Origin of the sequence: Arachnia propionica (genome assembly GCF_003859805.1) — a bacterium.
GTDB classification, from domain to species: domain Bacteria; phylum Actinomycetota; class Actinomycetes; order Propionibacteriales; family Propionibacteriaceae; genus Arachnia; species Arachnia propionica_C.
The window spans coordinates 23,393-35,026 of record NZ_RQZG01000017.1; the positions used below are offsets into that span (position 1 = coordinate 23,393).

At 68.1% G+C, this 11,634-nt stretch carries 12 protein-coding genes and 3 tRNA genes; 7 read left to right on the forward strand and 8 right to left on the reverse strand.

All coding sequences use genetic code 11. The features are described 5' to 3' along the window. Window positions 1-57 precede the first annotated feature (57 nt). On the reverse strand, window positions 58-603 hold the full coding sequence (locus EII34_RS12825; protein ID WP_124845565.1) for a type II toxin-antitoxin system PemK/MazF family toxin: 546 nt from the start codon (window positions 601-603) through the stop codon (window positions 58-60). Window positions 604-948: 345 nt separating this feature from the next. On the opposite strand from EII34_RS12825, the gene EII34_RS12830 reads away from it, so the two are divergent. Beyond that, window positions 949-1,530, forward strand: a complete 582-nt coding sequence (locus EII34_RS12830) for a beta/alpha barrel domain-containing protein (protein WP_185711336.1) — start codon at window positions 949-951, stop codon at window positions 1,528-1,530. Between the two features lie 7 nt (window positions 1,531-1,537). Here the strand turns inward: EII34_RS12830 and EII34_RS12835 are convergent, their stop codons facing one another. After that, window positions 1,538-2,857, reverse strand: coding sequence for an Ig-like domain repeat protein (locus tag EII34_RS12835; protein WP_124845567.1), 1,320 nt, complete (start codon window positions 2,855-2,857; stop codon window positions 1,538-1,540). A gap of 313 nt (window positions 2,858-3,170) precedes the next feature. On the opposite strand from EII34_RS12835, the gene EII34_RS12840 reads away from it, so the two are divergent. The 3 genes from EII34_RS12840 to EII34_RS12850 all read left to right on the forward strand — a co-directional run bounded on the left by EII34_RS12840 (window position 3,171) and on the right by EII34_RS12850 (window position 6,645). Then, window positions 3,171-4,187: an SH3 domain-containing protein gene (locus tag EII34_RS12840; protein ID WP_124845568.1), complete on the forward strand. Its 1,017-nt coding sequence runs from the start codon at window positions 3,171-3,173 to the stop codon at window positions 4,185-4,187. Between the two features lie 75 nt (window positions 4,188-4,262). Further along, window positions 4,263-5,936: a glucose-6-phosphate isomerase gene (pgi, locus tag EII34_RS12845; protein ID WP_124845569.1), complete on the forward strand. Its 1,674-nt coding sequence runs from the start codon at window positions 4,263-4,265 to the stop codon at window positions 5,934-5,936. 34 nt (window positions 5,937-5,970) lie between these two features. Beyond that, window positions 5,971-6,645, forward strand: a complete 675-nt coding sequence (locus EII34_RS12850) for a SanA/YdcF family protein (protein WP_124845570.1) — start codon at window positions 5,971-5,973, stop codon at window positions 6,643-6,645. A gap of 197 nt (window positions 6,646-6,842) precedes the next feature. Here EII34_RS12850 and EII34_RS12855 read toward each other — a convergent pair. From EII34_RS12855 to EII34_RS12870, 4 genes are all read right to left on the reverse strand, one after another. After that, a tRNA-Phe gene (locus EII34_RS12855) sits at window positions 6,843-6,916 on the reverse strand. Window positions 6,917-6,935: 19 nt separating this feature from the next. Next, window positions 6,936-7,009: transfer RNA gene (locus tag EII34_RS12860), tRNA-Asp, on the reverse strand. Between the two features lie 102 nt (window positions 7,010-7,111). Further along, window positions 7,112-7,184: transfer RNA gene (locus EII34_RS12865), tRNA-Glu, on the reverse strand. Between the two features lie 61 nt (window positions 7,185-7,245). Beyond that, window positions 7,246-8,349: a DUF4185 domain-containing protein gene (locus tag EII34_RS12870; protein ID WP_124845571.1), complete on the reverse strand. Its 1,104-nt coding sequence runs from the start codon at window positions 8,347-8,349 to the stop codon at window positions 7,246-7,248. 143 nt (window positions 8,350-8,492) lie between these two features. Between EII34_RS12870 and EII34_RS12875 the strand changes: the two genes are divergently transcribed. The 3 genes from EII34_RS12875 (at window position 8,493) to EII34_RS16715 (ending at window position 10,511) form a co-directional block, all read left to right on the forward strand. Then, the gene (locus EII34_RS12875; RefSeq protein WP_124845572.1) at window positions 8,493-9,077 is read left to right on the forward strand and encodes a GNAT family N-acetyltransferase; all 585 of its coding nucleotides are present in this window, start codon (window positions 8,493-8,495) and stop codon (window positions 9,075-9,077) included. 315 nt (window positions 9,078-9,392) lie between these two features. Next, window positions 9,393-10,289 carry a ribokinase gene (locus EII34_RS12880; RefSeq protein ID WP_124845573.1) on the forward strand — a complete coding sequence of 299 codons (897 nt, stop codon included), beginning with the start codon at window positions 9,393-9,395 and terminating at the stop codon, window positions 10,287-10,289. A gap of 15 nt (window positions 10,290-10,304) precedes the next feature. Beyond that, window positions 10,305-10,511: a DUF6767 domain-containing protein gene (locus EII34_RS16715; RefSeq protein WP_124845624.1), complete on the forward strand. Its 207-nt coding sequence runs from the start codon at window positions 10,305-10,307 to the stop codon at window positions 10,509-10,511. Here the strand turns inward: EII34_RS16715 and EII34_RS12890 are convergent. Beyond that, the gene (locus EII34_RS12890; protein WP_124845574.1) at window positions 10,435-11,436 is read right to left on the reverse strand and encodes an alpha/beta hydrolase; all 1,002 of its coding nucleotides are present in this window, start codon (window positions 11,434-11,436) and stop codon (window positions 10,435-10,437) included. The two genes, EII34_RS16715 and EII34_RS12890, sit on opposite strands and share 77 nt — an antisense overlap. Further along, on the reverse strand, window positions 11,390-11,623 hold the full coding sequence (locus EII34_RS12895) for a DUF3073 domain-containing protein (RefSeq protein ID WP_124845575.1): 234 nt from the start codon (window positions 11,621-11,623) through the stop codon (window positions 11,390-11,392). The genes EII34_RS12890 and EII34_RS12895 overlap by 47 nt, the downstream gene beginning before the upstream one ends. Window positions 11,624-11,634: the final 11 nt, after the last annotated feature.

Here is an 11,634-nt window from a genome sequence, read left to right on the forward strand (position 1 = left end):
TCGCTGGGACAGGACTCTTCGGTGTCAACGCCGAAGGGGCCCCCGGGATTCCCGAGGTCAGGACGTCCGGACGGCTGCGGCCACCCTGGTGAAACGTTCCTTGTCCAGGACCGCCCCGATCCGGCGCACCCGGTCGGGATCGACGCGGAGGATGCGGTTGACCCTCACCTCGCTGGGCCGGTTCTGCTCGTCCCAGGGTCCGGTCCCGATGTCCATCCAGCGGCGCCCCTGTCGGGCCTCCTGGCGGGTGTCACGGTCGTGGTCCTTGGAGGTGAGCTGCAACCCGAGCAGCCATTTCCCGTCACGTCCGATGATGAGCACGGGACGATCCTTGCCCTTCGTGTGGTCCTCCTCGTAGGGCACCCAGGTCCACACGATCTCGCCGGGGTCGGCATTGCCGTCATCAGCCGGTCGGTAGCTGATCCTCGGGGTGCCCCGGAAGTCCCCGGGGTAGGGATGGCTGGTGGTCCTGCCACTGCTGCCGGTCGTGGACCGGCGACGGCGGGTCCTCGGGTTGGCGACCCCGGCGTCGGCCCCCTTGAGGAAGGAGTGCAGGAGGTCGCGACCGATACGTCGCAGGGTCTCGGGGAGCCACTTCATCATGACATCAAGATACCGCCGTACATCAGAAAGCCCGTCTTCGTCCGATGGGGGGGGTGCGGACGAAGACGGGCTTCCTGGTTCCCCGGTCACCCGGGGGAGTCCTTCCGCGGCGCAACTCCAGCTTGGGGGGGATTTGGGTTGCCTCCTGCGTTGTGGACATTCCCAATGTAGCCCAGTTTTCCGCGGATGCAAAATGAAACTGCCCAAGAGTTAACCTTGTTAAACGTCTTGCCGCCATGACGGCCCTGACTGAAAGTTATCCACACCACTCCGAGTGGCCATTGGACGGCCTCGCCGACCCCCGGAGCTGTCCCGGCCGCACCTGCGGCTGGCATGATTGGGACCATGTCTGACGCCCCGTTGACCGGACTCGTGGTCCTACTGGATTCCGCCCCTCTCGACTCCCTCGTCGGGGTGTTGGAGGTCCTGGTGCAGGAGGGCACCACCTCGATCAGCCTGCCCGCCACCTGCGATGACTTCGGGACGATCACCGCGATGTACGCGGCACGCACCCGGATCGGTTGCCACGGACCCCTGCCGGAGGTGCTGCGACGACTGGACCACGGGGCACAGTTCCTGCTGCCGGACGAGTTGGACCCGGCCGCCGCCGTCGCCGCCCGGGAGCGAGGGGTGGCCTGCTACGCGATGGCGATGACCCCGACCGAGGTGCGAAGCGCCCTGCACCTGCCGGTCGACGGGGTCCAGCTGTATCCCGCCGATGTCACCGGGCCGCTCATGGCCGAGCGGCTCCGTGAGGTCGGGTTGATCCAGCACGTCATCCCCCGCGGCGGGATCGCCGCCTACGCCGCGAAACAGTGGCTGCAGGCGGGGGCACCTGCGGTGTGCCTGGACTCACCCCTGCTGGGGGACGCCCTGACGGGCGGGGACCTCGGAGCGCTCCGCGAGCGCTACCGGAACTTCCGCTGAGGCCGTCTCACGGAGCGGCGCGACGCGGGACGGCCGGGCCACGGGCATCAACGGTCTCACCGTCGTCATCCGTCGGCCTCACGGTCACGGTCTCCTCGACCAGGCCGCGGGCCGCGACGGGCTCCCGGTTGCCGTGTCTGGGCATGGCGCGAACCGTGACGGGTGGCGCGAAGGCGGAGGCGGACTCGTCGAGGGGGATCACCTCGGTGGTCACGGCCCGGCCGTGGCCGACTCCCGCGTCCTGCGTCTCCCAGTCGCCACCGTCACCCAGGAACTCGCCCTCGCGCTCCTCCGGGTCGCCGATGAGACCCATGTCGCCCTCGGGATCGGGGCGGCGACGGGGCCGCAGGGCGACCACGATCAACGCCAGACCCGTCCCACTGGCCAGGACGATGCCCCCGATGATGGTCCAGGTGATCACCGCCGGGGTCTCGACGTCAGGCTTCGTGGCCTGCGCGGCGGGCGCTCCGGAGGCCTGGCCGCTGGAGGCCGCGGCTCCCGGGCTGGAGGGGGCAAGGGTCTCGACGGACTCCTTGGGCCCGGCGGACTCCGCCTCGGTCTCCCCTGCGGCCGGGGCCGGTTCCTCGACGGTGAGGGCGGTCTCACTGGATGCCGCCTGGAGCTGCTGACTACCGGAGAAGGAAGCGGTGACACCGTGGCCTCCGGGAGCGAGATCCCGCGGCACCTCGATGAAGGACTCGAAGGTTCCCGTCTCGTTGGTCACGGTGGTGCTGTCGGGCTGCTGCTGGCCGTCCAGGGTGAACATGATGGTGCCGTTGGCGATGGCGTTGCCGTCGGCGGTGGAGAGGGTCCCACTCAGGTGGACGGTGTCCCCCGGATGGGCGGTCGCCTGGGACAGGTTCACGGTGAGGACCGACTGCAGGCCCTCCCCCACCTTCGCGACCTCGGTCCCGGGATTCCCGGTGAGTCCGAGCTGCTGACCCCCGTACTCGACCTTCCGGGCGTCGGTGGTCGCGGCGAAGGTGCCGTCACCGGCATAGGTGACGTCCACCTGCGGGGAACCGTTGCGGAACTGGGCGGGCATGGTGAAGGAGACCTGGAAGGAACCACTGCCGTCGGTGGTGCCGGTACCGACCCGTTCTCCCCCCACCGAGACGACGACAGGTGCGCCGGGCACAGCGGTCCCGCCGACGTCGACCAGTTGCCCGGACACCTCGACGGTGCCGTCCACCCAGGCCGAGACCTGGGTCTCCAGATTCGTCGGTCTGTCGTCGGCCCGAGCCACTACGGGGAACATGAGGGCAACGAGAAAGGTCAGCAGCAGGCCGACCACGGAGCGGCCGACTCGCACGATCTTTTCGCTCATCCGGTTTCCTTAAGAGAAGAGGACCCACATAGACTACCGACCACACGCCAACGTGTCACCCGAAAGGCCAGATCTCCTGAGCGTCGCACGCACGACCTGCACGCGAGGGTCGAACAAAAGCCCTTGTGGGACAGATGTTGGCCGATCGGATGACGATGCTGGTTTGAGTTTGGCCACCAGCACACCTATCCTGAGAGAAGTTCAGCTAATTCTCAAGTTGCGAATGAGGGACATGGTCAAGGCAAGAAGGGCAGCCCTGGAGGAGGATCTCCTCGAGGCGGCAACCGTTGAAGCGACCCCCCGGCGTGGAGCTGTGCAGACCGATGAGGCAGTCGCCGGCGGAGGACGCGGGCGCATCATCACCCGCTTCATCGCCCCGCTGGCGCTGACGGGGATCGTGGCAGCCGGTGCCATCACGCTCAACCGTGACGACAACTCCTCCGCCGTCGCCGACCCGGTGCAGCACAGCGTCGATCTCGGGGTGAGCCGGAATCTTCCCCGTGAGGAAATCCCCGAGCCCGCAGCATCGTCCTCGCCCGAGGAGAGCGCCCCGGAGGCCGTCGACCCGCTCCCCACCGGCGAGGCCACCACCCCGGCTCCTGAGCCGAGCCCCAGCGAGACGGCCGAGGCGACCCCGGAACCGACGGCGAGCCCCAGCGAGACCGAGAAGGCGAGCCCGAAAGCCGATGCCCCGGAGCCCGCGAAGAGCTCCGCACCCAAGCCGACGGTGCCTGAGCTGGGCAAGGAGTCCGGCACCATGTACACCACGAAGTCCGTCAATGTCCGCACCGGCCCGGGCAAGGACTTCGACGTCCGAGTCACGCTGAAGGGCGCGGCCGAGGTGACCGTCACCGATGTGACCCAGGACGGCTGGCAGCAGATCATCCACAAGAAGTCCGCCGGTTGGGTCAGGGCGGACTTCCTGGCCGCCGAGAAGCCCGCCGAGAGCAGCGCGCCCGATCCCGGCTCGAGTGCCAGCTGTGAGTCCTCCTCGGCCAAGAGCATCGAGTCGGGCCTGACCTCGAGGACCGTGAGTGTGCTGCGTGCGGTGTGCGCGGCCTTCCCCGACGTGAAGTCCTACGGCGGTTACCGTCGGGACAGCGGCTACCACGGCCAGGGTCGTGCCATCGACGTGATGGTCTCCGGCGAGCGCGGCTGGGTGATCGCCAAGTGGTTGCGTGAGAACGCCAAGGAGCTCGGGGTGATCGAGGTCATCTACCAGCAGAAGATCTGGACCACGCAGCGCGGCTCGGAGGGCTGGCGCTCGATGTCGGACCGTGGCTCGGTGAGCGCCAACCACTACGACCACGTGCACATCAGTGTTGGGTGACCGCTGACCCCGGCTCGTCGGGGGTTCTGTCGCCCCTCGAGGATTTTGTCCGTGGCAGGTCATAGGCTTGGGGTCATGATCAAGCCGGTTGATGCCATCACCACTCCTGCCTGGGAACAGCTCGACGAACTCGCCGACCATGCGGAGCTCGACCTCCGGGAATCCTTCGCGGCGGACCCTGAGCGTGCCACCAGGTACACCCGCCGGGTCGGGGACCTGTACGTGGATCTGTCGAAGAACCTCATCAACGACGAGGTGCTGGCGGCGCTGCTGCGTCTGGCGGAACAGACCGATGTCGCCGGTCGTCGCGATGCGATGTTCGCCGGCGAGCACATCAACGTCACCGAGGACCGTGCCGTGCTCCACACCGCCCTGCGACTGCCCCGTGACGCCGAGCTGGTGGTTGACGGACAGGACGTGGTGGCCGATGTCCACGAGGTCCTGGACGCCATGTACGCCTTCGCGGAGAAGGTGCGTTCCGGCGAGTGGGTCGGGGTGACGGGCAAACGCATCGAGACGGTGGTCAACATCGGCATCGGCGGCTCGGATCTCGGACCGGTGATGGTCTACGAGGCGCTGCTGCCGTACAGGCAGCCGGGCCTGGAGTGCCGCTTCATCTCCAACATCGATCCGACGGATGTCGCGGTCTCCACGGCCGACCTGGACCCGGAGACCACGCTGTTCATCGTCGCGTCGAAGACGTTCACCACCCTGGAGACCCTGACCAACGCCCGGATGGCCCGTACCTGGCTGCTGGACGCCCTGGTGGCGAAGGGAGCCATCGCCGACACCGAGGAGGCCCGTGCCGAGGCCGTCGCCCGGCACTTCGTCGCGGTCTCCACGGCGCTGGACAAGGTGGCGGAGTTCGGCATCGACCCGGTGAACGCCTTCGGGTTCTGGAACTGGGTGGGGGGACGGTACTCCGTCGACTCCGCGGTGGGGCTGCCCATCGTCATCGCGATCGGCCCGGACGGGTTCCGTGACTTCCTGGCCGGCTTCCACGCGGTGGACCAGCACTTCCTGACCGCCGAGCCGTCGCAGAACGTGCCGCTGCTGATGGGGCTGCTCAACATCTGGTACGTCAACTTCCTCGGGGCCACCTCACACGCGGTGCTGCCCTACGCCCAGTACCTGCACCGGTTCGCCGCGTACCTGCAGCAGCTCACCATGGAGTCCAACGGCAAGTCCGTGCGATGGGACGGCTCGCCCGTGACCTGCGAGACCGGTGAGGTGTTCTGGGGGGAGCCCGGGACCAACGGTCAGCACGCGTTCTACCAGCTCATCCACCAGGGCACTCAGCTGATCCCGGCGGACTTCATCGCGGTGGCGAACCCGGCCCATCCCATCCAGGACGGCGACGTGGACGTCCACGGCATGTTCCTGGCCAACTTCTTCGCGCAGACCGCCGCCCTGGCGTTCGGCAAGACCGAGGACGAGGTGCGTGCCGACGGCACGCCTGAGGAGATCGTCCCGGCTCGGGTGTTCTCCGGGAACCGCCCGACCACCTCGATCATGGCCCCCGCGCTGACACCGTCGGTGGTGGGGCAGCTCATCGCCCTCTACGAGCACATCACGTTCGTCCAGGGGATCGTGTGGGGCATCGACAGCTTCGACCAGTGGGGTGTGGAGCTCGGGAAGAAGCTGGCCCTGGAGATCGCCCCGGCCGTTTTCGGGGACGACGCGGCCCTGGAGCGTCAGGACTCGTCCACCCGCGCCCTGGTCACCTGGTACCGGGAACAGCGTCGCTGACCCCGGTCTCCCGACCAGGCGGTACCGTTGAGGCATGTCCGAGAAACCGTCGCGACCACGTCGCCGTCGTCTGGAGGCCGTGATCGCGACGGCTCTCACCGTGCTGCTCGGTCCCGTCGTCGTCGGGATGACACACGCCGCCCTGGCCTCCGAGGGCAGGATCTACGGCGCGGACGACGACGTGCCTGCCCGGGACGTCCTGCTGGTGCTGGGTGCCCATGCGCATCCGGGGCAGCCGTCGCGGTTCCTCCAGGCCCGGTTGGACCTGGCGGTGGAGCTGTTCGAGGCCGGGAAGGGCCGCGCCATCATCGTCAGTGGGGCCAACACCCCGGCCAGCAACCACGAGACCCAGGTGATGGAGGACTACCTCATCTCCCGAGGAGTCCCGAGGAAGCGGATCGTGCAGGATCCTGCGGGTTTCGACACCTACGACTCCTGCATCCGGGCCCGTGACGTCTACGGGGTGCGGGAGGTGACGCTCGTGTCACAGATGTACCACGTGCAGCGTGCGGTCGCGACGTGTCAGGCGCTCGGGGTGGACGCCATCGCCGTCGGGGACGTCACGGCCAGGCAGTGGCGGGACGTCCATCTCAAGGGCGAGCTGCGTGAGTACCTGGCGGTGGTCAAGATGGAACTCGACCTGCTGCGCGGCGCCAAGGCCACCCATTCGGACCCGACGGATGCCGTCCAGGTGGCACTGAACTCCTGACCCGACCCCGGCTCGCAGCGACCTGACCGGACACGACTCGCCCGGGGCGCCGCTGGGATGTCACCCGTCGACGTCCCAGCGTTCTGCATCGACGATTCCTGTTCACGACGGGGGCCACGCCGTTGCGGATCTGCGGCCTCCACGGCGCTGAGGATCTGGTGGACGAACAGACAACCCCCGCCTCGGCGGGGGTGATGTGGCCAGGGCCGGGGTCGAACCGGCGACCTTTCACTTTTCAGGCGAACGCTGCTACCAGCTGAGCTACCTGGCCAGTAGGGCTGGACACCCAGCGACCCCGACGGGACTCGAACCCGCGACCTCCGCCGTGACAGGGCGGCGCGCTAACCAACTGCGCCACGGGGCCAATTTCTTGGCCTGCTGGCTTTCGCCAACTCGGGTAACTCTAGCGGTGTTCTCCCGATTTGTGAAATCGGGGGTTCCTCGCCGGAAACCCGGACGACCAGAGCATCCCCAACGGGATTCGAACCCGTGCTGCCGCCGTGAAAGGGCGGAGTCCTAGGCCGCTAGACGATGGGGACCGGCCGCGACAAGGATAGCAGGGGCATGCGGCCTCACCGCAAACCGACGGCGCTCTCCTCCTCAGAGGGTGCCCTGGTACTGCTCGACGTGGTAGGCGATGCTCCTTCCCTGCTGGTCACGAGCCCAGCGGGAGACGATCAGGTGCAGCCCACCGGGTCGTGTCGTCGACCACGGGTGGACGAACCCACCGTAGAGGTTCCAGTTCATCACGTGCTCGATCTGCACCTTGGGCTCACTCCAGATCCCGTCGGGGCGTGATGCGGTGCGGGTCACCAACTGGTTGCGGGCGTAGTCCATGTAGGCCATCGCCCAGGTGCCGTCACCGAGTCGTCGCACCGACGGCTCCCCGAATCGTTCGTGGAGGATGCCGGTGCAGGGACGACCCCAGCCCCAGTCGGTTCCGTTCCACCCCCAGCCCTCGTACTCGTCGGGCCAGAACATGCGATCCCACCTCACGCGTCGCAGCATCATCGGACCGTGTTGTCGCCCCGCACGCACCGAGAAGACGTAGACGTGGTCGCCGTCGCGCTGCATCGTCCACATCTGGAAGGGGTCCGTGTTGTCCCCGTTGTTGTCCCAGCGCAGCTCGGTGCGGTGGAAGTCGTTGCCGTTGTCGGACCAGGCGAGCCCGGCGAAGCCGGATCGGAAGAACGGGCCGTCCCAGCTCTCCATGCTCATGAACGACACCACCTGGCGTCCGGTCTCCGGGAATGAGATGCCGTCGTTGGGGATGACCGTCAGCTCCCGACGTCCACCGACCCACCCGCCGTGGGCGTTGTGCATCAGCTCGGGAGCCCGACCATGTCCCGCCACCTTGGCCGCGCTGTCGAAGACGATGCCATCAGGAGCACCGGGATCGACGGCGGAACGCAGCATCACAGGAGACCGGTGGTCCCCGCCGCTCTCCGGCCACGGCCCCGCGAAGGTGTCCCCCATCAGATAGCCGATCGAACCGTTCTCCAGCACGTACGGGATGCCCAGATCGGTCCCGCCGACCCGCCAGTTGTGGGCCGGGTACATGTCGGCCCCGGTCAGACGTCGCCTGAAGACGGCCGCACCCTGCGCCGTCGCCCGAGGGTGGGCACCGGGAAACACTGCCCACACCCCGGCCAGGGCGGCACCACCGACCACGGCCCGCCCGAGATTCCTACGACTCACCGACATGGGACTCTCCGATCCGCTGTTGCTCCTGTGGAACAGCACAAGGCCCCAACACCTCGCGTGTGGGTCCACACTACATGCCACGACGACGCACGGTGGGATCCGCGCTGGACCGGGCACCCGGTGAGGTGTTTGGATCATGGGTCATGACCCTCACCCCTGTGACCCTGACGGGAAACCACGTCGAGCTCGTCCCCCTCCACCGTGACCATCACGACGAGCTGTGCGACGTCGTGCGTGACGGTGAGCTGTGGCACCTGTGGTTCGCCCGGGTGCCCAGCCCCGAGACGATGGCGGACGAGATCACCCGACGCCTCGAACTGCAGGACCGTGGTGTGATGCTGCCCTTCACCGTGAGGTCCGGGGACCGGATCGCCGGCATGACCACCTACTGCAACATCGACGTGACGAACAAGGTGCTGGAGGTGGGCCACACCTTCCTGGGCCGCAGTCACCAGGGAGGCCACGTCAACCCCGAGATGAAACTGCTGCTGCTCCGGCATGCCTTCGAGACCCTCGGGTACCGGCGGGTCGAGCTGCGCACCCACTCGATGAACCACCACTCGCGCGCAGCCATCGAGAAGCTCGGCGCGACGCTGGACGGGATCCTCCGCCGTCACACCATCCTCCCGAACGGCACCGTCCGCGACACCTGCGTCTACTCCATCCTCGACCACGAGTGGGAGAACGTACGGACCGGTCTCGAGTTCCGGCTCCGGCATCGGGGATGAGCACCACGCACGGGACCTGACCCCGAAGAAGCGACGTCGCTCGGGCGGTTCAGGAGGAGATCGATGGCCCTGCCCTCCTGCCATGCCTCCAGCCACACCGGTTCGCCTGCCTTGCAACAGGTTCGCCTGTCCTGAGCCACAAATGCCTGCCTTGTTCCGAATTGCCTGCCTTATTGGACAGGCAATTCGATTTTGGACAGGTAAACCGGCCACAGGGCAGGCGAACCGGACTCAAGGCAGGCGAACCGGCCACTGCGGTGTCTGGCTCGGTCGTCCAGTAGTGTCGGGAGGGACCAGACATCTCGAGGAGGACCGATGACCGTCGTCGTGGCCGGATCGATCAACGTGGACCTGCACCTGCATCTCGAGCGCCACCCCCGCCCCGGGGAAACCCTGCTGGCCTCAGGCGGTGGCCTCTCCCCCGGCGGGAAGGGGGCCAACCAGGCCTGTGCGACCGCCCTGGCCGGGGCCGAGGTCGCCCTGCTCGGTGCCGTCGGCGACGACGACGCCGCGCAGACCGCACTCCTCCTGCTGCGCTCCGCGGGGGTCGATCTCAGCCACCTCACCCGGGTGGCGGGTCCGACCGGGCTGGCCGTGGTCTCCGTCGACGCGGCCGGGGAGAACACCGTCGTCGTGGTGCCCGGCGCGAATGCCGAGATCACCCCGGAGACGGTCGACGGCTGGGAGACGATCCTCGCGGCCGCCCCCATCGTCGTCTCCCAGGGGGAGCTCTCCTCGTCCGCGACCGAACGCATCGCCCGGCACACCCGTGGCCGCTGGCTGCTGAACCTGGCCCCCGTCGTCCGGCTGGCCCCGGAGGTCATCCGCCGCGCCGACCCCCTGGTGGTCAACGAGCACGAGGCCGAGGCCACCCTGACCCAGCTGGGTGGAGCGGCCACCCGGGACCCGGAGGCACTCGTGGCCGGGCTGCGCGCAGCAGGACTCTCCTCCGTCGTGCTCACCCTCGGTGCCGCCGGAGCGATCGTCGCTGACGAGCACGGCACCCACCACGTCCCGAGCCCCCGGGTGACCGCGGTGGACACCGTCGGCGCCGGGGACGCCTTCACCGGAGCACTCGCAGCACGGCTCGCCGAGGGCCACCCCCTGCTGGAGGCCGCCCGGTACGCCGTCCGGTTCGCCGCACACACCGTCCAGTTCGAGGGGGCCCAGTCGTCGTACCCGGCCCCGGGCACCGAGCTCCCGCAGGGATGAGCCGTGGCCACCCCCATGTGCCCGCTCCGCCCCGGGACGCCCTGCAGCCTGTGCGTCCCGGGTGCCGACGGCCCACACAACTGTCAAACGGTCCGGCTCGTCATGGACGACCCCGAGCTGAGGCAGCTGTGGCAGGAACAACGCGTCAACGCGCGTAAGCAGCGAGCCAGCGTTCCATCTCGGCCAGATAACGGGCACGAGGTCCGGCGGCCGAGAGCATGAGGTCGTGCTTGCCGCCCTCGATGCGGATCAGGGTGACATGCCGACCCAGCATCGGCGCCCGGGCCGCCAACGACTCGACGTCCAGCACCAGGTCCGCCCCCATCATGTCGTCATTCCAGGTGCGGCTGAAGTCGGACCGGGCGCTGATGCACATGAGGATCGGGACGTCGATGTCGAGCCCGGCGGCCACCCTCGCCTGCCCCCGCATGATGGCCCTGCCCCACCCGACGCGTGGCAGGAAGGCCGGATCGCCCTTGAGGTTGAGGTTGTAGTCCCACTCACCGTCCTCGGTGGCGGAGATGGAGCGACGGTAGAACCCCGGCTCGGGAACGGCCACGGTCCGGGTCGGGGAGACCGCACCCACCGCACCCAGGGCCGCCGACAGGGCAGGCCGCCACAGGCCGTTCGATCCCAGCTCCAGCCACGGTGAGTTCAGCACCACGGCCTTCGCCACCCCCGGCCGCTCGGCCAGGTACAAGGAGATGATCAGCCCGCCCGTGGAATGGGCCATGAACACGATCTCACGGGCGGTCTCCTGGACGATCCCGACCGCGCGGTCCACCTCCTCGAAGTACTCCGTCAGGTCAGGCGTGTAGCCAGCCAGCTGGCCCGACCGCAGTGAGCGACCGTATCGACGCAGATCCAGCGCGAAGAAGTCATAACCGAACGCCTCGAGTCGCTCCGCCAACGGCGCCTGGAAGAAGTAGTCGTTCCACCCGTGGAGATACAACACGGCCCGCTCACGCGACGGAACCGTGCGTCTGACGAGCGTGGCGACCACCTCGTGCTCCGGTTCGCCCGGATACCGGGCAGCCCCGTCGAGCACGAGGGTGAGTTGCTGGAACCCGTCGAGTTCGGTGTCCGGGACCCAGCGCGGGTCAGGGCCGGTCGTCGTCGGCTGAGCCGTCGTCCTCGAACTCGACATCCGCGTCGTCGTTGTACTGCTCCGCGAGGTCGGCATATGCATCCGGGATCTCGGAGGTCAAGCGTCCGTCGTCGTGGCTCTCTCCTCGAAGTTCTCGTTCCAGTGACGCAAAATCGGTGTCCACGGAGCGATACTTCAGATCGCGGGCCACCTTCGTCTGCTTCGCCTTTGCACGGCCGCGCCCCATATGGGTCGACC